Genomic DNA, 20,973 nt, shown 5'->3' with positions numbered 1-20,973 from the left:
TTCCCGCGCCGTCGGGCTTCGGTTACCCTGCGCCGGCGCCGTCTGTTGCGGCGCCCATGGACCATGACTGCCACGCATTCCCCCGACTTCGTCCGCCCGCGCGTGCTGTCCGTCATCCCGCCGATGACCCAGCTCAACACGCCCTATCCGTCCACCGCCTATCTGACGGGCTTCCTGCGTGCGCAGGGTTTCGACGCGGTGCAGGAAGATCTGGCGCTGTCGCTGGTGCTCGATCTGCTGGCGGCGGACGGCCTGCGTGCCGTGCGCGATGCCGTTGCTGTGCTGCCGGATCGTAATTGCTCGCCCAGCCTGACAAGCTTCTTCGTGCAATTCGATCGCTACGCCGCGACGATGGACGCCACCCTCGGTTTCCTGCAGGGGCGCGACCCCACGCTGGCGCACCGCATCGCGTCGCGCGGCTTCCTGCCGGAGGGGCCGCGATTCGAATCGCTCGACATCTATATCGACGAAGACGGTGGCGACCCGCTGGGCTGGGCGTTCGGCGCGCTCGGCGTGCAGGACCGCGCCCGCCACTTCGCCACGCTCTACCTGAACGACGTCGCCGACGCGATCCGGCTGGCGGTCGATGACCGGTTCGAATTCGTGCGCTACGCCGAATCGCTCGCGCAGAGCCAGCCCACCTTCGACCCGCTGGCGCAGGCGCTGGCTGCGCCGCCGACCCTGATCGACCGTGCGCTGCAACGGCTCGCACTCGCCGCGATCGAGCGCCACTCACCGCGCATCGTGCTGCTGTCGGTGCCCTTTCCGGGCGCGGTGTACGCCGCCTTCCGCATCGCGCAGACAATCAAGGCGCATGACGCGACCATCGTCACCGTGCTGGGCGGCGGCTACGTGAATACCGAACTGCGCGAGCTGGCCGAGTCGCGCGTATTCGACTTCTTCGACTACGTGACGCTGGATGCCGGCGAGCGTCCGCTGCTCGCGCTGCTCGATCATCTGGTCGGCAGGCGTTCCGCGCAGCGGCTGGTGCGCACCTTCGTGCGCAACGACACCGGCGCGGTGCAGTACGTCAATTTCGTCGAGCCCGACATTGCCTTCGACGACGTCGGTACGCCGACCTGGGACGGCCTGCCGCTCGACCGCTATCTGTCGCTGCTGGACATGCTCAATCCGATGCACCGGCTGTGGTCGGACGGACGCTGGAACAAGCTCACCGTGGCCCACGGCTGCTACTGGAAGAAGTGCAGCTTCTGCGACGTGAGCCTCGATTACATCTCGCGCTACGACGCTGCCAGCGCGACGACGCTGGTCGACCGCGTACAGGCCATCGTCGCCGAAACCGGCCAGTCCGGCTTCCATCTGGTCGATGAAGCCGCACCGCCGAAATCGCTGCGGGCCTTCGCCGCCGAACTGAAGCGGCGCGATGTCAGCATCTCATGGTGGGGCAATATCCGCTTCGAGAAGTCGTTCACGCCCGAGCTCTGCCTCGAGCTGGCCGACAGCGGCTGCATCGCCATTTCCGGCGGGCTTGAAGTGGCCAGCGACCGGCTGCTGAAGCTGATGAAGAAAGGCGTGTCGGTCGATCAGGTGGCGCGCGTCACCAAGGGCTTCGCCGACGCCGGCATTCTGGTGCATGCCTACCTGATGTACGGCTTTCCGACCCAGACCGTTCAGGACACCGTGGATGCGCTCGAGTACGTACGCCAGCTGTTCGCTGCCGGCTGCATCCAGTCCGGCTTCTTCCACCGCTTCGTGTGCACCGTGCATTCGCCGGTCGGCCTCAGCCCGGAGGAATACGGCGTCACGCTGCTGCCGTTGCCACCGGTCACCTTCGCGAAGAACGACGTCGGCTTCGTCGACCCGGTCGGTACCGACCATGATGCGATGGGCCGTGCACTCAATAAGGCGCTGTACAACTACATGCACGGCATCGGACTGGACGAGGACGTGCGCAGCTGGTTCGCCGACCGCGTACCGAAGCCGCGCGTTCCGCGGCAGTACATCGAGCGGGCGCTTGGCTGACCTGCGGGCAGGGCGCGCCCGTTGCGGTCGCTTCGATGTGCTGGCCTGCGCGACACCCGGTGGTCTCAGGGGGCATTTTTCTGCCGACGTCGACTTCCGGTGGCGCCTGACAGCAATCGATCGCGCGTCCGGTCTTTCTCAGTTACCGCTTTCCGTCCGGTCGCGTTACGCTCCGAGCCCATGAAACCTGCCTTCCTGCTTGTCGCCTCCCATGCCGCCGCGCTCGGCATCGGCTTCGCGCTTGGCATCTATGCCCTGCCCATCCTCACCGCTCCCACGCCACCGACCGCGGCAGAAGCCGCGTCGGCCGCGGGAGGTGCGATGTTCACCGGCCAGTTCCGGCGCGACCTGAAGGACAGCGATCTGCTGCACTGGGGCGAAGGCACGGTGTCGATCGGGCGTGCGCACATCGCGCTGACCGGCCGGCTGGCACCCGGGCCGGACTACAAGCTCTACCTGTCGCCGGAATTCGTCGAGACCGAAGCCGATTTCGCGCGCCTGAAACCGGCCATGGTGCGCGTGGGCGATGTGCGTACCTTCGACAATTTCGTCGTCGAGGTGCCGCCGTCGATCGATGTCACGCGCTACACGACGGTCATCGTGTGGTGCGAAACCTTCGGCCAGTTCATCACTGCGGCCCGCTATCGCTGATGTCAGCAGACCCCGGACTTGTCACGGCACGAACGTCAGCCCGAGGCCGATCACCACGCCCGACATCAACAGCGTGATCAGGCAGTAGCCCATGATGTCCTTCGCGCGCAGTCCTGCGATGGCCAGCGCCGGCAGGGCCCAGAAGGGCTGGATCAGGTTGGTCCATGCGTCGCCCCAGGCCACCGCCATCGCCACGCGCGGCAGATCGGCACCCATGCGGGCGGCGGCCTCGACCATGATCGGTCCCTGTACTGCCCACTGACCACCGCCGGACGGTACAAAGATGTTGACCAGGCCGGCGCTGAGGAAGGCAAAAAGCGGCAGTGTGGCATCGGTCGACACGGCAACGAACACATTCGAGATCGTCACCGCGAGCCCCGAACCGACGATCATGCCCATCAGGCCGGCATAGAACGGAAACTGCACGATGATGCCGCTCGAACCGCGCGCGGCGTCGCCGATCGCCGCCAGAAAGCGGCTGGGTCGGCCGTGCAGCATGATGCCGAGGAACAGGAACATGAAATTGACGATATTCAGGTTCAAGGTGCCGGCGCTGACCAGAAAGTAGTAGCCGGAGAAAACCAGACCCATGATGCCGACCGACTGCGCCAGCAGGATGCTGTTGTCAAGCCGCGAAGCCGGCGTGTCGGTGGTGGTGTCGGGCACGAATTCCACATCGACCAGCAGCGCCGGATCGACCGTCACCGTGTCTTCGGCTCGCGGCATCATCAGCCGGTTCAGTATCGGCACGCAGATGAATAGCGCCAGCACGATGAGCAGGTTGAAGGTCGAGAAGATCGTGTCGCCGGTGGCGATGACACCTGTGCGGGCGGCGAGGAAGTGGTCGGCGGTGGCGAGCGTCAGCGGCACCGAGCCCGACAGTCCGCCATGCCAGATGACGAAGCCGCTGTAGGCGCTGGCGATCAGCAGTCGGTAGTCGACGCCCGTCACGCCACGCGCCAGCTGGCGCGCGAACATCGCGCCGATGACCAGACCGAAACCCCAGTTGAGCCAGCTCGCCACCAGCGACACCACGCTCACCAGCAGGATGGCCTGCCCCGGCGTGTGGGCCAGCTTTGCGATGGCTTCGAGAATGCGGCGGAAGAACAGCGTCGTCGCCAGCACCCAGCCGGTCACGAGTATCAGCACCATCTGCATCGAAAACTGCAGCAGGTTCCAGAACCCCTTGCCCCAGTGCTCGAGCATCGCCACCGGCGACTGGCCTTCGACACCGATGCCGGCCGCGAACACGAGCAGCGTCAGCAGCAGCACCAGCACGAACGGATCGGGCAGCCATCTTTCGACCAGCCGGACGGACAGCGACGTGACACGTTGCAGCATGGAAGTCTCCTGTTTATATTTTTAGCGCCGGCCATCGATAGCAGGTGAACGGCGTGCGCGGATGTGCCGCGCAGCGCGAGGATAGCCCAGTCGTTACCAGTGTGACGTCGGAGCCAACGCTACCGGAGAGGAGCACGATGCATGGACCGCATCACTTGGTCGAAGACCGAGAAGAAGATTGCGCGACAGGCATTCGACACGGCGCTGTCGCGCGAAGAAGCATCGCTGCTGGCAGATTTCAAGGCGCGCGCCGCGGCGGCTGCGACGCAGGATGACATGTGGGCGGTCTACAGGTTTCTGGCCGAGCGGGACGGCGTCATGGGCAGGAAGTATGAGTTCCGTTACTCGGAACTGATTTCCCTGTTTGTGCTGTTGCGCGCGGAGGGCTGGCTGGACGAAGCCGATCTGGCCGATCTGGCGGGTCTGCGCGATGACAAGCTCACGATGATCCGCGAGGGCTGCGCGCGCTGGCAGCGCTATTTCGAGCGCGACGACTGATCGCCGCGCCAAGCGGGGATCAGGCGCGCGCCATCACGCCTTAGCAGTGTCGAGCCACACCTCGAGGCCCTGCGCGTTGAGTTCGATGTCCAGCCCCCACACGGCCATCGCCTCGTCACGCGTGAGCGGGCTGCCGTGGGCGCGCAGTTCGTCCATCAGATAGGCGGCCAGCGCGGCCAGCAGCGCCTGCTTGCGGCCGTCACCGGCACTGGCGGCCGCCCTGGCGATCGCCACGTGGGCGTCGATGCGCGACAGCAGCGCGCGGCCCAGCGTCGGGACGCCGGTCACCTTGCCGTAGTGGGTCAGGAACATCGCCTCCGGCTGCCGCGATAGCAGACGTTCGACCGACGTGCGCATCGCGACCGGATCGAACTGCACCGGCGATGTGGTGGGAAAGATGAAGGCGCGGCCATCGACCGTGCATTCCGGGTAGGCCAGGCCGAAGGTGTCGCCGGTGAACCAGCTTCGGGAGCGCGCGTCCCAGATGCAGTGATGGTGCTTCGCGTGGCCCGGCGTGTCGATGAATTCGAGTGTGCGGCCATTGAAGTCGAGCACGTAACCGTCATGCGTTTCGATCACGCGCGCCGCGTCGACCGGCAGTATGTCGCCATACATGTCGGCCATCGCCTGCGTGCCATAGACCTCGGTCGCACCCGCAATCAGTTTCGACGGATCGATCATGTGGCGTGCACCGCGCGGATGCACCACCAGCTGCGCATCCGGAAAGGCGCGCATCGCGGCACCGGCGCCGCTGGCGTGGTCCAGATGCACGTGGGTCAGGATGATGTAGCGCAGCTGTTCGGCGGCTATGCCCTTGTGCGCCAGCGCGGCCAGCACATTGGGCAGCGAATGGCCGGTGCCGCAGTCGACCAGCGCCGCTTCGTCACCGGCGCGCAGCAGGTGGATGGACGCCATGCCGTGGCGGAGCAGTGCAGCGTCGATGGCGGATATGTCGTGCTCGTAGTCGATCATTCGTTCACCTCGCCGGCTTTCGCCTGTTCGGCCTGCATCAGTTCATGGAAGCGCTGGTCGAATTCCAGCCGCATCTGCCGGCGCACCTTGGCGGCGGTCTGGCGTCGTCGCTGGTCCGGCGTGGCCGGCGTCAGCGGGGGCACGCGGCACGGGCGGCGCGCCTCATCCATCGCCACCATGGTCAGGTAGCAGGTGTTGGTGTGACGCGTCGTGTGTTCGCGGATGTTTTCCGTCATCACCTTGACGCCGACTTCCATCGACGTGGTACCGGTGAAATTGACCGACGCGAGGAAGGTGACCAGTTCGCCGACGTGGATCGGGCTGCGGAAGATGACCTGATCGACCGACAGCGTCACCACATAGCTCTGTGCAAAACGCGCGGCACAGGCGTAGGCCACCTGATCGAGCAGCTTGAGCAGCGATCCACCGTGCACATTGCCGGAGAAGTTCGCCATGTCGGGGGTCATCAGCACCGTCATGGTCAGTTCATGTTTCGGAAGTTCGGTCATCGGAGGAGGGCGCCTGCCGCGCGGCAGGCGTGTCTTGAGGTTGAAGGAATCGCGGCCGGGCGGGGCGGCTGCGGATCAGCGGTCCTGTTCGATGCGCCAGCCGGGCTGACGGTAGTCGCGCACGTTGCCGTACGGCGCGGTGGGGTACACGCTGGTGCCGTAGGCATCTTGCTCGATGCGCACACCCGGTCGCGAATAGTCGCGGATCTGCGTGCCACGCAGCGTCGGATAGATGTGGGTCGCGCGGCTGCGCGCATTCGGCCGGATCAGGTCGCGCGGATGCTGGCCGATCATGCCGCCCGGTCCGGCACCACCGATACCGGAGGCGGGTCCGTACGGGTCGCCGCCGATCGGCGTGACGGGCACATGGCCCATGCCGCCGGCCAGCGCGGCGGACGACGTCAGCAGCGCCGATACGGCGCACAGGGTGGTCAGTTTCATGAAGGTCTCCCGGAAGGGCGCGACGCGGCACCTCCGCTGCTGCGTCGCCGAACACTTCTGAAGTCTAGTGGAACATGCGCCGCGCGCCCGTTGCAAGCGCGTGCGTCGTGTGAGGTCCTGCCGGCGCAGCGCGTCGGTTGTGGACGGCACGCGACAGTCGGCGCAACAGATGCTTCAGATGGCGCACGGATGTGAAATCATGCTGACCATGAACAGCTCCGGCCACAACCCATTCGAGCCGGCGCCGCAGTCGGTTGCCGTACCGGACGTCGCGGCGCCAGAATCGCGTGGCCTGCCGGCCGGCCGTGGTCTGGAATGGCTGCGTCAGGGCTGGCAGTGCTTCCTGGCGGCGCCCGGTTTGTGGATCGTCATCACCGTCATCTGGACGGTGGTGCTGGTGGCGCTCAATGTGGTGCCGCTGTTCGGCACCATCGCGGCGACCTTGCTGGCGATGGTGACGCTGGGCGGCATCATGCACGGTTGTCGCGCTCTGTCGCGCGGCGAACCGCTCGAGTTGGCGCATCTGTGGGCCGGCTTCGGAGAGCGGGTCAATCCGCTGCTCGCGCTGGGCGGCTGGTATCTGGGCGCGATGCTCGCGGTGACATTGTTCGTGCTGTTGATGTCGGCCATCGTCGCCGGGCTGGCCGGGCTCGCTGCATTCGCCGCGCTGCTGGTCGTGTCAGCCGCAACCTCGCTGCTGCTGGTAATTGCCGTGATGCTGATGGCGCCCGTGCTGATGGCCGTGTGGTTCGCACCCGCGCTGGTGATGTTCCACCGCATGACGGCCATCGAGTCGATGCGCGTCAGCTTCTACGCCTGCCTGCGCAACGCGCCGGCCTTTCTGGTATTCGCGCTGATCTACATCGTGCTGGTCGTGCTGGCGTCGATCCCGGCCATGCTTGGCTGGCTGGTGCTGCTGCCGGTCACCTTCGGCGCGATCTACGCGAGCTATCGCGACGTGTTCCGGCAGGACTGAGGCGTCGTTTCCGGGTTGTCGCACCGCCCGCCTGCCACACCGGTAGGTTGGGGTGAGCGCAGCGATGCCCAACAAGCCTCGCGACAAGCCGATCCCGCAGGTTGGGGTGAGCGCAGCGATGCCCGACCCCACCGCCGCTACTCCACGCCCCCCTTCACCGCCTTGAACCGTTCCAGCGTCGCCTCGCGTGCCGCCGCGTGGTCCACCAACGGCGCCGGGTAGTCGCGGCCGATCACGCAGCCGGCCATCTGCTGTTCCAGCGGGGTCGCCAGCCAGGGCGCGTGGATGCGTTTCCGGTCGAATTTCGCCAGTTCCGGGCAGTAGCGGCGGATGAACTGGCCGTCGGCGTCGAATTTCTCCGACTGAGTGACCGGGTTGAAGATGCGGAACCACGGCTGGGCGTCGCAGCCGGTCGACGCCGCCCACTGCCAGCCGCCGTTGTTGGCCGCCAGATCGAAGTCGTTCAGCGTGCGCGCGAACCAGTGCTCGCCGCGTCGCCAGGAAATGCCCAGATCCTTGGTCAGGAAGGACGCGCTGACCATGCGCAGCCGGTTGTGCATGTAGCCGGTCTGCGCCAGCTGGCGCTGCGCCGCATCGACCAGCGGATAACCGGTGCGGCCTTCGCACCACGCGGCGAAGCGCGCTTCGTCGTCCACCCAGCGCACGGCGTCGAACTCGGGCCGGAAGCTGCCGTTGAGCACGTGCGGGTTGTGCCACAGGATCTGGAAGTAGAAATCGCGCCAGATCAGTTCGTTCAGCCAGCCTTCGGCGCCGGCACCACCGCGCGCATGCGCCTCGCGTGCCAGCCGGCGCACCGATATCGTGCCGAAGCGCAGATGCACCGACAAATAGCTCGGTCCCTTGGTCGCCGGAAAGTCGCGCGTCTGCTTGTAGCGGTCGATGCGGTCGAGAAATTCGTCGAACAGCGTTTCGGCGCCGGACGCCCCGGTGGGTAGTTTCAGCGTCGCCAGATTGGTCGGCTCGAACCCCATGTCCGCAAGCGACGGAATGTCTGCGGGCGACCGTGCCGCAAGCGCCGCCGCGTAACGGCGTACCGGATAGGCCTGAAGCTGATGGGGCGTGAGTTTCTTCAGCCAGGCGTTCTTGTACGGGGTGAATACCGAGAACGGCTTGTGCGCCAGCGTCAGCACTTCTTCGCACTCGAAGATGACCTGATCCTTGTACTGTTCGAAGCCGATGCCGTGGCGCGCCAGTTCGGCGCTGACCTCGGCGTCGCGCAGCTGTGCCGCCGGCTCGTAGTCGCGGTTGCAGACCACGGTGTCCACACCCAGCTCGCGCGCCAGGGCCGGCACCAGGTCGCTCGCTCGGCCGTGGCGCACGATGAGGCCGCCACCGAGGTCGCGCAGGACCGCGTCCAGCTCCACGATGGCAGCGTGGATGAATTCGACCCGCCGGTCGGCGCGCCAGCCTTCGCGCAGCAGTTCGTCCAGTATTTCGGTGTCGAACACGAATGCGCACCACACCGGGCCGCCTTCGCGCAGTGCGTGGTACAGCGCGGCGTGGTCATCCACCCTCAGATCGCGACGGAACCACACCAGCCGGGACGAACTCTTTGCCACAAATACCTCCACGATCAGATCGCGATTTCGAGTCGCGAGGGTCGCACAGGTTCTGCGACAAACGCACAACACGGATAAAATCCCGCCATGCACGCGCACGCAACGACTTCCACGGTCAATCTCACCGGCCACTTCCTGATCGCCATGCCCGCCATGGCCGACAAGAATTTCGCCCGCACGCTCACGCTGGTGTGCGAGCACAACGATCAGGGCGCGCTCGGCGTCATCGTCAACCGGCCGATCGACATGTCGCTCGAAGATCTGTTCGAGCGCATCGAACTCACGCTCGAATCGCCGCGTTTCCAGGGCCAGCCGGTCTATTTCGGCGGCCCGGTGCAGACCGACCGCGGCTTCGTGCTGCATCGCCCGGTCGGCGAATGGCAATCCACCATCGATGTCGGCAACGGGCTGGGCCTGACCTCGTCGCGCGATGTGCTGCAGGCGCTGGGCAGCGAAATCGAGCCGGACGACGTACTGGTCACCCTGGGCTATGCGGGCTGGCAGGCGGGTCAGATCGAGTGGGAAATGGCGCAGAACGCCTGGCTCACGGTGCGTGCCGACAGCGGCATCATCTTCGACCTGCCGCCGGAAGAACGTCTGGTCGCCGCGATGCAGCTGCTCGGCGTCGATTTCGCGTCGCTGTCCGACGTGGCCGGGCATGCCTGAACCGGGTGGTCTTCCTGCGCGCGGTACCGTGCTGGCATTCGACTTCGGCGAGAAACGCATCGGCGTTGCCGTGGGCGAATGCGAACTGCGCAGCGCCAGTCCGCTGCTCACCTTCGATGCCGAAACCAACGACGCCCGCTGGTCGGCCGTCGGACGCCTGCTCGACGAATGGAAGCCGGTCGCGCTGGTGGTCGGTCTGCCGCTGTCGCTCGACGGCGTGCCGCACGACATGACGGCGCGCGCCGAACGCTTCGCCCGCCAGCTCGAAGGGCGCTACCGCCTGCCGGTGGTGCTGCAGGACGAGCGCTACACCTCGGCCGAAGCGGACAGCCAGCTGCGCGACGAAGGCGGCGTGCGCGACTGGCGCAGCCGCAAGCAGAAACTGGACGCACACGCAGCCCAGCTCATCCTCAAGGACTATTTCGATGTCACTGCCTGACGCAGAACACCTGCTGGTCGTGCTGGCCGACCAGATCCGGCCGCGGGTCGGCTCCGATACGGCGCTGGTCGGCCTGCACACCGGAGGCGTGTGGCTGGCGCAACGACTGCACGCCCTGCTGGGCCTGGCCCAGCCGATCGGATCGCTCGACGTGAGCTTCTACCGCGACGACTATGCCAAGCGCGGTCTGGCGCGCGACACCCGCTCGTCGGCGCTGCCCTTCGAGGTCGAAGGCCGGCACCTGATACTGGTCGACGACGTGCTGCACACCGGCCGCACGGTGCGCGCCGCGCTGAACGAACTGTTCGACTACGGTCGCCCGCTGCGGGTCGAACTGGCCGTGCTGGTCGATCGCGGCGGGCGCGAACTGCCGGTGGCGCCGACCTACTGCGCCGCGACGCTCGACCTGCCGCCACGGCAGCGCGTGAAACTGGCGCAGGACGGCAACACCCTCTCGCTGCGACTGACCGGGAACTGACCATGGCGCGCAACCCGCAACTGAACCGGCACGGCGAATTGCAGCACCTGCTGACCACGGAAGGCCTGCCGCGCGACGTCATCACGCGCATCCTCGATACTGCGGAGCCGTTCACGGTGGTGGCCGAACGCGAGGTGAAGAAATTGCCGCTGCTGCGCGGCAAAAGCGTGTTCAACCTGTTTTTCGAGAACAGCACGCGTACCCGCACCACCTTCGAGATCGCCGCCAAGCGCCTGTCGGCCGATGTGATCAACCTGAACATCTCGACCAGTTCGACCAACAAGGGCGAAACCCTGCTCGACACGGTGGACAACCTCGCCGCGATGCAGGCCGACATGTTCGTCGTGCGCCACGCCTCCAGCGGCGCGCCCTACCTGATCGCCCAGCACCTGGAAGCGACCGGCCGCGACCACATCCACGTCATCAACGCCGGCGACGGGCGGCACGCGCACCCGACGCAGGGCCTGCTCGACATGTACACCATCCGCCACTACAAGCGCGACTTCACGCAATTGTCGGTGGCTGTCGTCGGCGACATCCTGCATTCGCGCGTGGCCCGCAGCCAGATCCACGCACTGACCACGCTGGGCGTGCCCGACCTGCGCGCCATCGCGCCGAAAACGCTGCTGCCGGCCGACATTGACCGGCTCGGCTGTCGCGTCTTCCACGACATGGCCGAAGGTCTGCGCGGCGTCGATGTCGTGATGATGCTACGGCTGCAGAACGAACGCATGCAGGGCTCGCTGCTGCCCAGCCCGCAGGAGTACTTCAAGTTCTTCGGCCTGACGCAGGAAAAGCTGGCGCTGGCCAAGCCGGACGCCATCGTGCTGCACCCGGGGCCGATGAACCGCGGCGTCGAAATCGACTCGGCGGTGGCCGACGGTCGGCAGGCCGTCATCCTGCCGCAGGTCACTTTCGGCATCGCCGTGCGGATGGCCGTCATGGCGATGCTGGGGTCTGTTGAAGCGTGATGGCACCCCTCGACACATTTCGACAGACCTCCGCCGGAGTCAACGCATGAAGATCCACATCAAGGGCGGTCGCCTGATCGACCCGGCGCAGGACATCGATGCGCCGACCGACCTGTACATCGCAGCCGGCAAGGTGGTCGCGCTGGGCGACGCACCGGACGGCTTCCACGCCAACCGCGTGATCGACGCCACCGGACGCATCGTCGCGCCGGGTCTGATCGACCTGTGCGCGCGGCTGCGCGAACCGGGTCTGGAGTACCGCGCCACGCTGGAATCCGAAATGGCCGCGGCGGTGGCCGGCGGCATCACCAGTCTGGCCTGCCCGCCGGACACCGACCCGGTGCTGGACGAGCCGGGGCTGGTGGAAATGCTGAAGCACCGCGCACGCATGCTCAACCTCGCGCATGTGTATCCGCACGGCGCGCTGACCATGGGTCTGAAAGGTCAGCGGCTGACCGAAATGGGCGAGCTGTTCGACGCCGGCTGCATTGCGTTCAGCCAGGCCAATGTGCCGGTGGCCGACACGCAGGTGCTGTTTCGCGCCATGCAGTACGCCGCCACGTTCGGCTACACCGTATGGCTGCAGCCGACCGATCTGCACCTGTCGTCCGATGGCGTCGCGCACGAAGGCGAGGTGGCCGCGCGGCTCGGCCTGACCGGCATACCGATACTCGCCGAAACGCTGGCCATCGGCCAGATGCTGCAACTGTCCCGCGCCACCGGCTGTCGCCTGCATCTGGCGCGCATTTCCAGCCGGGCCGGACTGATGCTGATCGATCAGGCACGGCTCGACGGACTGAAGGTGAGCTGCGACGTCGCCATCCACTCGCTGCACCTGTGCGATGTCGACATCGGCTACTTCGACCCGCAGTGCCGCACCATTCCGCCGTTGCGTGCGCAGTTCGACCGCGAGGCACTGCGCGCAGCGCTGGCCGACGGCCGCATCGACGCGCTGTGTTCCGATCACACGCCGGTCGATGACGACGCCAAGCAGGTGCCGTTCGGCGAAGCCGAACCGGGCACCACCGGGCTGGAACTGCTGCTGCCGCTCACGCTGTCATGGGCGCGCGAAATGCATCTGCCGCTGCCGCTGGCACTCGCCCGCATCACGTCGGACGCCGCGCGCGTGCTCGGACTGGACGCCGGACACCTGCGCATCGGCAGCGCCGCCGACGTATGCATCTTCGATCCTGATGCACCTGTCATGATCAGCCGCGCGACGTTGCGCAGTCAGGGTCGCAACACGCCTTTCATCGGCCGTGAGCTGCTGGGCAAGGTGTGCGCGACGCTGGTATCGGGTCAGGTGGTGTACGAGACGCCCGCGAACGACAAGGCCGCCAGGTAGAGGCGGCCATGCGCTTCCCGAAGTGCATGATCGAAGGCCTGCTGTTGGGCATTGCTGCGCTCCCCCCAACCTACGGGGCGGCAAGCAGGTAGCGTTGAGCGCAGCGATGCCAGCCGGGCAGCCGCGGCAAGTCGACCGTAGGTTGGGGTGAGCGCAGCGATGCCCAACGAATCCCTCTGCGCCCAAGCACCGCTGGAATGTCGCCGGGGTTCACCCGCGTCACATGACCAGTGCGAAGATCTGTCGCGACGCCGCATCGATCAGGTAGAGCACGATCTGCAGCAGCAGGATGAGCACCAGCGGTGACAGGTCGACGTTCGCGATCGGTGGCATGACGCGCTGGATCGGCTGCAGGAAGGGTCGCGTCAGTGCCCCCAGGATGCTGCCCAGAGGGTTGCCGGGCGACACCCAGCTCAGCACCGCCGAAATGAGCAGCGCGATGATCAGGAACCACACCGACAGGCGCGCCACTTCGAACAGCCCGCGCAGGAAGATCAGCGGAATCAGGTTGTCCGCACCGAGGCCGCCTTGCAGCGTGGCCGCCAGCAGCAGCAGCGCGACCTGCAGCAGCCAGGCCACGACGAAGGTCGCCATGTCGAGGCCGAACACAGCGGGAATCACCTTGCGCGCCGGCAGCACGGCCCAGTCTGTCGTCTGGATGACGAACTGGCCAAGCTGGTTGCGGAAACTCACACGCGCCCACTGCATGTAGAAACGGGCGAGCAGCAATGTGGTGACGAAGCCGGCGACGGCATTCAGGACGAGCAGGATCAGGTCGGTCAGCATGGATTCGTGGTGAGGTGATTCAGCAAGGAAAGATGATCGGGCCGCGGTCGGTGCCTATTGCGCACCCAGCTGGTCACCCAGCTCGGCGCCGCGTGCCGCTGCCGCGGCGAGTGCGCGCACGATCGAGTCTGCCACACCGTCGGCTGCCATCGACTTCAGCGCCGCTTCGGTCGTGCCGCCCTTGGACGTGACGCGTTCGCGCAGGGTGCCGGGCGATTCCGGGCTTTGCGCCGCCAGCGCGGCGGCGCCGCTGAAGGTGGCGACCGCGAGCCGGTGCGCCTGATCGGCGCTCAGGCCGAGCGCCTCGCCGCCGCGCACCATGGCTTCGATGAAGTGGAAAACATAGGCCGGACCGCTGCCCGACAGCGCCGTCACCGCGTCGATCAGGCGTTCCTCCGCCACCCACACGGTAGTGCCGACGGCGGCCAGTACTTGTTCCGCCTGGGCGCGCTCGCTGGCGCTGACTGCGGCGTCGGCGTACAGGCCGGTCACGCCCTGACCGATCAGTGCCGGCGTGTTCGGCATGGCGCGTACGATGCGCGTGTAGCCGCCGAGCCAGCGCGACAGGTCGGCCGCGCGCAGGCCGGCCGCGATGCTCAGTACGGTCTGGTGGTCGAGCCCGGGTGCGAGTCCGGCGCACACCTCGCGCATCTGCTGCGGCTTGACCGCCAGCACGATCAGGTCGCAGCGCAGCGCGGCGCCGTCCGGCGCTTCGATCGCCCGTACGCAGAAATCACTGGCCAGGCGCGCGCGCAACGCAGCCTGCGGTTCGACCACGCAGATGCCCGCCGCATCGCCACCGCGTCTGACCCAGCCGCCGATCAGCGCACTGGCCATATTGCCGCCGCCGATGAAAGTGATCTGCATGCCCACCCCGTCAAAGGTCGCGGCCCGCAAAAAGCGGGCCGAAGGACAATATGGTAACCGCAGCGGGCGGATGGGCGGAACGACCTTTGTCGCCCGCCAGCGGGATCAGCGCAGCACGAAGTTGCGACCCGGCTGCGCAGCCTTCACGGCAGTCACCGACAGATGAGGTGGGTTCGCTGCGGCCGAGGGAAGGATGATGCCGCTCCAGCCCTTTGGTACGGTACAGGCATAGCTGCCGTTCGCGGCAATTGCGCTGCAGCTTGCGCCGCTGCTCCCGAGCATGACGAGCTTGGCAACCGGCTTGCCGGCGCGCGTCACCGTCCCGCTGATCTGCACTGTGGTAACGACGAAATTCAATCCCTTTTGCGTCGTCTTCACCGCGCTGACCGCCCGCGAGGCCGGTGTGACAGCCCCGGCCGGCATGGCGGGCGTGACCGTGCCGCTCCAGCCCCATGGAACCGTGCAGCGATAAGTGCCGCCGGAATCGGTCGCGCTGCACGAGACGCCATTGCCGGCAGTGACTGCGGTGTTGGGTAGCGGCTTGCCTGCTTGAGTGATGGTGCCGCTGATGGTCTGTCCCGGCAGCACGAAGTTGCGGCCGGTCTGCGCCGCGCTGATCGCGCTGAAGCTGAAGTTGCCCGGGGTTGCCCTGCCGGCCGGCACGTTAGGTGTGATGACACCGCTCCATTTCTGCGGCACCACGCAGGCCCAGGCGCCGGTGCTGCCGCTGGGTGTGCAGTTGCCACCTTTGCTGGCGCTCAGCGCGACGCCGGCCACCGGCTTGCCGACGCTGGAAATCGTGCCCGATATCTGGAAGGTACCTGCCACCATGGTCGGACTGAAGGCGGCGATCGCCCCGCGATTGTTGTTCAGTGCCAGCGTATTGTGCGCACTGCTTGGCGTACCGACTGGCGTACCGCACGCAAAGCTGCCGCCGCAGTTTTTCTGGTCAGGGTTTGAAAAGCGCCCGATCACCGGCGAGATGTAGCTCATGACGGATCCGAAGCTGCCGTTGCGCCCGAAGCCGAAGGCGTAGTCGTGGCTGCCCTTGCCGCCACCCTGCCGCGCAACCGTGTCGCGGTCGTGCATCAGGCCCATGTTGTGGCCGAGCTCGTGCGTGAAGGTGTAATCGGTGCAGTAGTAGCCGGTGCCGGCGACATCGCGGCCATCGCTGACCACTGAATAGCCGTAGGCAGCGTAGGCCGACACCGGAGCACCGTTGTAGCCGCCGATGTAGCCGACGCCGCAATTGCCGCCTTGCGCATTCATGTTGAACGGACGTACCAGGGTCACCAGATCGGCGCCGTACTTCTTGCGTAGCGCCGGTACGCCGGAGAAATTGCCCGTACCGCGCGCCAGGGCGCTCAACGCATTCGTATTCGAGGTGGTATCCGGCTCGCCGACCAGTTCGCTGCCTACCAGACGGACGCGCATGGCAACGCCGCTGTCGATGTAAGCCTGGTTCGATAACGCGATCAGTTGCGCGATGCGGGTCGCCCACAGACTGCCGTTGCGTGTCTTGAAGCTGGCCGTGTAGAGCACCAGCACATCCACCGTGGTGGCACTGGCCGACGCTTGGGTTGTCGAGGTGGTGGCGCTGCTGGCGGTCGTGGTGCTGCTGGCGGCGGCGGTCGGCCCGCCCTCGGCAGCGCCTTCGGCCTCCATCGGGCCACCGGCAACGACTTCACCCACTGCATCGGCGTGGTCCGGCTCCAGTTGCGACAGACCGGAGCGCTGCGGATCGACCAGCCACTGCGAGCCGCCGTCGCTGACCAGCAGGATTTCGCCGGACGGCGTCAGGATGTTGCCGACACTGCCGTTCGGACCCGATGTAATGATGACGCGGAACTCCGGGCCGTAATCCTTAAGGTGACCGACCCAGGTCGTGCTGTCGGTATCGCCCGGTTCAGTGCGGTCATAGGCCACGCGATAGTCGCCGTGGTCCGGAATCGACAAGGCCATGTCGGCGCCGGGCTCCAGCGCCGACATGGCAACCAGATCGACTGTGACCGGGTGGGCTGCGTCGGCCGGCTTTCGCAGTTCCGGTTCGTCGGCGCTGCGCGCGATACCGCGCGCTTCATCGAGGACGGCGACGGACGGGGCGAACATTGCCGGCAGGCTTTCGACGGTCACCGGATCGGCCTGCGCCGCAAGGTCAGCACCGACCAGCTGCCGTCCGTCTACATGACCCAGCACATAGCCGCCATCCGGCGTGCGGATGACGCCCGAGGCCAATGCGCCATCAAGGCGCAGACGAACCGGAAACTGCCGACCGGCCGCGAGATGGCCGATCCACTGCACGCCATCGGGCTGGTCGATTGTCGAATCGAACACCACGTCGAGCGTTGTACCGTCGGGCAGTGCAAAGCGCAGTATTTCGCCACTGCGCGCAGCGCGCAGTCGCGCGAGGTCAAGACGAACCGGCCACATGCCGCCTTCCGGCACGGCATCGGCAACGGCGTCCAGTACAGGCGCTTGCATGAGGACTGCAGGCGTCGCGGCACAGGCAGACCAGGCGGAGAGCGCGAGGGCGCATGCCAGAGCAAGGCGCGACGGCGCCGTGCGAGCGCGGCGGAAAGAGGATGTTGCGGACAGACGACGTCTAACCATGGCGGACACACTCCAGACCGGTGACAGGGTGTTACCGGTGCAGCCCGCGCATGCCCGCCACGTCAGGGGACGGGGCGGATGATGATTGGCGGTCCCGCTGTCATCCCGTGCGAACACGGATTAGACCGGTAACTTTGCGTACCCGGCTTTCGCGCGGGCTTGCCTTTTTCAGATTCAGAGATGTTTTCGGCCTGCCGGAAGGCGTCTTGACCGGAACTTCGACAACAAATGTGTCGTCGCACAACCGGCCGCGCGCACCAACGTCTGCACGGACGCGACAACCCGGCAGGCGGCCATTTGTTTGCTGATACGATTGAAAGATGCCTCAGAAACCCCGCCAATCCCGCTTTTCCGGTTCAGATGCCGCCTCTGACGCAATCTCCGAAACGACACACCCCACGCCGGTGACGGCGCAACTGTGTTTCACGCTGTACTCGTCATCGCTGACGATGACCAAGGCCTTCAAGCCGCTGCTCAACGAGCTCGGCCTGACCTACCCGCAGTACGTCGTGTTGCTGGCACTCGGCGACGCCGGCCGGCCGCTGAGCGTGTCGGCGCTGGGCGAACAGCTGTTCCTCGACTCAGGTACCTTGACGCCGCTGCTCAAGCGCATGGAAAGCGCAGGGCTGATCACCCGTCGCCGTTCGACGGCCGACGAACGACTGGTCGAATTGAGCCTGACCGAAACCGGCCACGACACGTGCCGGCGCGCCCGTGAGATTCCGGCCGTGCTTGGTCCGGCCACCGGCTGTTCGGCGCGCGAACTGTCCGAACTGGTTTCCGCATTGCAGGACGTGCGCTCGGCGCTGACGCGCCACCTCGATGCGGTGGCCGGCGACTGAGCACGCCGGCCACCGCATGAATGAAAAGGGGCCGCATTTGCGACCCCTTTTCATTTCGGCAGACTTATTCAGTCCCGCCGCAACCGCCGCGCCGCGACACCGGTCAGCGCCAGTCCCGCCAGCAGCATTGCGTAAGACGACGGCTCGGGTACTGCGAGCACCGCCACACCGCGCATCTGCGACGGGCTGAACGGCAGGTTGGGATCGAAATCCTGCTGCGCCCGGATCACTTCCACCACACCACTGCCATCGAGCGTCATGCTGAGGATGCGACCCGCGCCCAATGTGGTGTTGCCTTGCGGTGTCGTGAACAGCGCCTGCAGCGCCGACACGTAAATCGTGTCGTCGGTGACGTCGATGCCATTGAGGAAGCCCAGCCCGCTGGCCAGCGTGGTGAGGTCGCTGCCGTCGAGGTTGCTGCGCTTCACGAAGCCATCGGTCGTCGTCAGGTAGATGTGGCTGGCGGTGACTTCGAAGTCATACGAGGTCAGGCCGGTCAGCAGCGTCTGCACGTTCGAGCCGTCGAGGTTCGAGCGCATCAGGCGGTTCGACGTACCCACCTGACTCCAGAACACGCTGTCGGCGGTCACGTCGATCGCAAACGGTGACGTCAGCCCGCTCTTGAACACATCGGCGGGCGGGAATTGCAGCGACGGGTCGAGCGTCAGGATGTCGCCCGAGTTCTGCCGCGTCACGTACAGCAGTCCGCCCTGCACATCGATGTCGTAGGCGCCGGAAATGTTGTATGACTTCAGTTCCGAACCGTCGGGCAGCGCGGACACGACGCGGTTCAGCTGCTGGTCGGGCCACCAGATGCGTCCGCCGACGAACTCGACGCCATTAGGCCCCTTGACGCGGGTCGGGTCGGTCACCAGCGCACTGGACGTGCCACCGGGTACGGATGCCGTATTGATCGAACCGACAGTGGCGAACGTCGGCGTGAACCGCTGAAAGGTTTCCGACCACACCAGCTGGTCGGCCGCGACAGCGGCAAAGCTGCTGCAGTACAGCGCAAGCGCGAGGAACTGACGACCCCGTTTTTTCATTTCTGGTGATCTCCGAGTCTGAACGGCGATGAACGTTTTCGCCCGGAGACGCTGGTAGCAAGCGGTATTCCTTCGTACGGAAAGGATTTCGCCGCCACGGTTCGGCGGGTCCTGACCGTCAAGTGCTCGAGTACCGGGATCAACGCGGCAGCGCAGGAATCTCTTGTGGCGAGAATGGGTTATCGCGTTGACGCATGTGTGAGGAATGCCAGAGGCGTAGGGTGTTCGAAATGGGCGTCGAACAGCGTCGGCTGTGATCTTCCTGCGCGGGCGTGCTGAACTGGCTTGATGAGCGCGTTGTGTAAAAAAAACCGACATATCGTCAGCGCAATGGAAGTTGCGGCGNTGATCTTCCTGCGCGGGCGTGCTGAACTGGCTTGATGAGCGCGTTGTGTAAAAAAAACCGACATATCGTCAGCGCAATGGAAGTTGCGGCGACACGGCCGGACTGACGTCATGTGGGAGTGACTCCTGTGGCAGCGGCGGCGTGTGGGAGCGGCGGCCTCGCCGCGATCGGTGCAGCGATGGTCGATGATCAGAGCTCGCATCGCGGCGAGGCCGCCGCTCCCACAGCAAGCTCCCACGGGTGCAGCCCTCCGGACTGCACCCGTGGGCGCCGTGGCAGTTCGCTGGGCGCAGCCCCGCGCGCGCCCTACACCTTTCTGTACACCTCGGCGCCCTGCTTGACGAACTCGATCGACTTCGTCGCCATGCCCTGGGTGAGCGCGGCCTCGTTGCTGAGACCTTGTGCGGCGGCGTAGTCGCGCACGTCCTGCGTGATCTTCATGCTGCAGAAGTGCGGCCCGCACATGGAACAGAAGTGGGCGAGCTTGGCGCCGTGCTGGGGCAGCGTCTCGTCGTGGAATTCGCGCGCCTTGTCCGGGTCGAGCCCGAGGTTGAACTGGTCGTCCCAGCGGAATTCGAAGCGCGACTTGGACAGTGCGTTGTCGCGGATCTGCGCGCCCGGGTGGCCCTTGGCGAGGTCGGCGGCGTGCGCGGCGAGCTTGTAGGTGATGATGCCGGTCTTCACGTCGTCCTTGTCCGGCAGCCCCAGGTGCTCCTTGGGGGTCACGTAGCAGAGCATGGCCGTGCCGTACCAGCCGATCATCGCCGCGCCGATGCCGCTGGTGATGTGGTCGTAGCCGGGGGCGATGTCGGTGGTCAGCGGGCCCAGCGTGTAGAAGGGCGCCTCGTCGCACCAGTCCAGCTGCAGGTCCATGTTCTCCTTGATGAGCTGCATCGGCACGTGGCCCGGGCCTTCGATCATCACCTGCACGTCGTGCTGCCAGGCGACCTGCGTGAGCTCGCCCAGCGTCTTCAGTTCAGCCAGCTGCGCCTCGTCGTTGGCATCGAAGATCGATCCCGGACGCAGCCCGTCACCGAGGCTGAAGGACACGTCGTAGGCCTTCATGATTTCGCAGATCTCTTCGAAGTGCGTGTAGAGGAAGCTCTCCTTGTGGTGCGCCAGACACCACTTGGCCATGATGGAGCCGCCACGGCTGACGATGCCGGTCATGCGGTTGGCCGTCATCGGGATGTAGGGCAGGCGCACGCCGGCGTGGATGGTGAAGTAATCCACGCCCTGTTCGGCCTGCTCGATCAGCGTGTCGCGGAACATCTCCCACGTGAGCTCTTCGGCCTTGCCGTCGACCTTCTCCAGCGCCTGATAGATGGGCACGGTGCCGATGGGCACCGGCGAGTTGCGGATGATCCACTCGCGGGTTTCGTGGATGTGCTTGCCGGTCGAGAGGTCCATGACGGTGTCGCCGCCCCAGCGGATGGCCCAGGTCATCTTGTCGACCTCCTCGCCGATGGACGAGCCCAGGGCCGAGTTGCCGATGTTGGCGTTGATCTTCACGAGGAAGTTGCGGCCGATGATCATCGGCTCGCTCTCCGGGTGATTGATGTTGGCCGGGATGATGGCGCGCCCGCGGGCGACCTCATCGCGCACGAACTCGGGGGTGATTTCGGC

At 66.1% G+C, this 20,973-nt stretch carries 20 protein-coding genes and 1 riboswitch; of the genes, 10 read left to right on the top strand and 10 right to left on the bottom strand.

Going from position 1 to position 20,973, the window contains the following annotated elements:
- The first annotated feature begins 63 nt into the window (after positions 1 to 63).
- Both NMQ16_RS18500 and NMQ16_RS18495 read left to right on the top strand, forming a co-directional pair.
- Positions 64 to 1,983, top strand: a complete 1,920-nt coding sequence (locus NMQ16_RS18500; protein WP_257082464.1) for a radical SAM protein — start codon at positions 64 to 66, stop codon at positions 1,981 to 1,983.
- Between the two features lie 180 nt (positions 1,984 to 2,163).
- Positions 2,164 to 2,634, top strand: a complete 471-nt coding sequence (locus NMQ16_RS18495; protein WP_257082463.1) for a DM13 domain-containing protein — start codon at positions 2,164 to 2,166, stop codon at positions 2,632 to 2,634.
- 21 nt (positions 2,635 to 2,655) lie between these two features.
- On the opposite strand, the gene NMQ16_RS18490 is transcribed toward NMQ16_RS18495, so the two are convergent.
- Positions 2,656 to 3,975 (bottom strand): short-chain fatty acid transporter, encoded by a 1,320-nt coding sequence (locus NMQ16_RS18490; protein ID WP_257082462.1) that lies wholly within the window; start codon positions 3,973 to 3,975, stop codon positions 2,656 to 2,658.
- Positions 3,976 to 4,116: 141 nt separating this feature from the next.
- Here NMQ16_RS18490 and NMQ16_RS18485 point away from each other — a divergent pair, with 141 nt between their 5' ends.
- Positions 4,117 to 4,473, top strand: coding sequence for a hypothetical protein (locus tag NMQ16_RS18485; RefSeq protein WP_257082461.1), 357 nt, complete (start codon positions 4,117 to 4,119; stop codon positions 4,471 to 4,473).
- A gap of 33 nt (positions 4,474 to 4,506) precedes the next feature.
- Here NMQ16_RS18485 and NMQ16_RS18480 read toward each other — a convergent pair whose 3' ends face one another.
- The 3 genes from NMQ16_RS18480 to NMQ16_RS18470 form a co-directional block, all read right to left on the bottom strand.
- Positions 4,507 to 5,445 carry an MBL fold metallo-hydrolase gene (locus tag NMQ16_RS18480; RefSeq protein WP_257082460.1) on the bottom strand — a complete coding sequence of 313 codons (939 nt, stop codon included), beginning with the start codon at positions 5,443 to 5,445 and terminating at the stop codon, positions 4,507 to 4,509.
- A complete protein-coding gene (locus NMQ16_RS18475) occupies positions 5,442 to 5,954 on the bottom strand; it encodes an acyl-CoA thioesterase (protein WP_257082459.1) in 513 nt (170 codons plus the stop codon). Before NMQ16_RS18475 ends, NMQ16_RS18480 begins: the two co-directional genes overlap by 4 nt.
- A gap of 75 nt (positions 5,955 to 6,029) precedes the next feature.
- Positions 6,030 to 6,395 (bottom strand): hypothetical protein, encoded by a 366-nt coding sequence (locus NMQ16_RS18470; protein WP_257082458.1) that lies wholly within the window; start codon positions 6,393 to 6,395, stop codon positions 6,030 to 6,032.
- Positions 6,396 to 6,594: 199 nt separating this feature from the next.
- Here NMQ16_RS18470 and NMQ16_RS18465 point away from each other — a divergent pair, with 199 nt between their 5' ends.
- Positions 6,595 to 7,371, top strand: coding sequence for a BPSS1780 family membrane protein (locus NMQ16_RS18465; RefSeq protein ID WP_257082456.1), 777 nt, complete (start codon positions 6,595 to 6,597; stop codon positions 7,369 to 7,371).
- Positions 7,372 to 7,508: 137 nt separating this feature from the next.
- Here the strand turns inward: NMQ16_RS18465 and NMQ16_RS18460 are convergent, their stop codons facing one another.
- Positions 7,509 to 8,951: a deoxyribodipyrimidine photo-lyase gene (locus NMQ16_RS18460; RefSeq protein WP_257082455.1), complete on the bottom strand. Its 1,443-nt coding sequence runs from the start codon at positions 8,949 to 8,951 to the stop codon at positions 7,509 to 7,511.
- Between the two features lie 87 nt (positions 8,952 to 9,038).
- On the opposite strand from NMQ16_RS18460, the gene NMQ16_RS18455 reads away from it, so the two are divergent.
- The 5 genes from NMQ16_RS18455 to NMQ16_RS18435 are packed head-to-tail and all read left to right on the top strand — an operon-like array spanning position 9,039 to position 12,850.
- Complete coding sequence (locus tag NMQ16_RS18455) at positions 9,039 to 9,617, top strand: YqgE/AlgH family protein (RefSeq protein ID WP_257082454.1); 579 nt, start codon at positions 9,039 to 9,041, stop codon at positions 9,615 to 9,617.
- Positions 9,610 to 10,056, top strand: a complete 447-nt coding sequence (gene ruvX / locus NMQ16_RS18450; RefSeq protein ID WP_257082453.1) for a Holliday junction resolvase RuvX — start codon at positions 9,610 to 9,612, stop codon at positions 10,054 to 10,056. The genes NMQ16_RS18455 and ruvX overlap by 8 nt, the downstream gene beginning before the upstream one ends.
- Positions 10,043 to 10,534, top strand: coding sequence for a bifunctional pyr operon transcriptional regulator/uracil phosphoribosyltransferase PyrR (gene pyrR / locus NMQ16_RS18445; protein ID WP_257082452.1), 492 nt, complete (start codon positions 10,043 to 10,045; stop codon positions 10,532 to 10,534). Before ruvX ends, pyrR begins: the two co-directional genes overlap by 14 nt.
- A gap of 2 nt (positions 10,535 to 10,536) precedes the next feature.
- On the top strand, positions 10,537 to 11,505 hold the full coding sequence (locus NMQ16_RS18440) for an aspartate carbamoyltransferase catalytic subunit (protein WP_257082451.1): 969 nt from the start codon (positions 10,537 to 10,539) through the stop codon (positions 11,503 to 11,505).
- A gap of 46 nt (positions 11,506 to 11,551) precedes the next feature.
- Complete coding sequence (locus NMQ16_RS18435; protein ID WP_257082450.1) at positions 11,552 to 12,850, top strand: dihydroorotase; 1,299 nt, start codon at positions 11,552 to 11,554, stop codon at positions 12,848 to 12,850.
- 219 nt (positions 12,851 to 13,069) lie between these two features.
- Here the strand turns inward: NMQ16_RS18435 and NMQ16_RS18430 are convergent, their stop codons facing one another.
- The 3 genes from NMQ16_RS18430 to NMQ16_RS18420 all read right to left on the bottom strand — a co-directional run bounded on the left by NMQ16_RS18430 (position 13,070) and on the right by NMQ16_RS18420 (position 16,984).
- Complete coding sequence (locus tag NMQ16_RS18430) at positions 13,070 to 13,636, bottom strand: YggT family protein (RefSeq protein ID WP_257082449.1); 567 nt, start codon at positions 13,634 to 13,636, stop codon at positions 13,070 to 13,072.
- A gap of 54 nt (positions 13,637 to 13,690) precedes the next feature.
- Positions 13,691 to 14,503, bottom strand: a complete 813-nt coding sequence (proC, locus tag NMQ16_RS18425; protein WP_257082448.1) for a pyrroline-5-carboxylate reductase — start codon at positions 14,501 to 14,503, stop codon at positions 13,691 to 13,693.
- 105 nt (positions 14,504 to 14,608) lie between these two features.
- Positions 14,609 to 16,984 (bottom strand): zinc-dependent metalloprotease, encoded by a 2,376-nt coding sequence (locus tag NMQ16_RS18420; protein ID WP_257082447.1) that lies wholly within the window; start codon positions 16,982 to 16,984, stop codon positions 14,609 to 14,611.
- Positions 16,985 to 17,197: 213 nt separating this feature from the next.
- A riboswitch (cyclic di-GMP riboswitch) is annotated at positions 17,198 to 17,287 on the bottom strand.
- 146 nt (positions 17,288 to 17,433) lie between these two features.
- On the opposite strand from NMQ16_RS18420, the gene NMQ16_RS18415 reads away from it, so the two are divergent.
- Positions 17,434 to 17,955 carry a MarR family winged helix-turn-helix transcriptional regulator gene (locus tag NMQ16_RS18415; protein ID WP_257082445.1) on the top strand — a complete coding sequence of 174 codons (522 nt, stop codon included), beginning with the start codon at positions 17,434 to 17,436 and terminating at the stop codon, positions 17,953 to 17,955.
- Between the two features lie 68 nt (positions 17,956 to 18,023).
- On the opposite strand, the gene NMQ16_RS18410 is transcribed toward NMQ16_RS18415, so the two are convergent.
- Positions 18,024 to 19,001, bottom strand: coding sequence for a DUF5050 domain-containing protein (locus NMQ16_RS18410; protein ID WP_257082444.1), 978 nt, complete (start codon positions 18,999 to 19,001; stop codon positions 18,024 to 18,026).
- Positions 19,002 to 19,653: 652 nt separating this feature from the next.
- A partial coding sequence (gene thiC, locus NMQ16_RS18405) for a phosphomethylpyrimidine synthase ThiC (RefSeq protein WP_257082443.1) occupies positions 19,654 to 20,973 on the bottom strand: 1,320 nt, incomplete at its 5' end.

The organism is Methyloversatilis sp. XJ19-49, from assembly GCF_024580145.1.
Taxonomy (GTDB): Bacteria; Pseudomonadota; Gammaproteobacteria; order Burkholderiales; family Rhodocyclaceae; genus Methyloversatilis.
The sequence above is the reverse complement of the archived record's forward strand: the minus strand, read 5'-3'. Positions and strand labels throughout refer to the sequence as shown.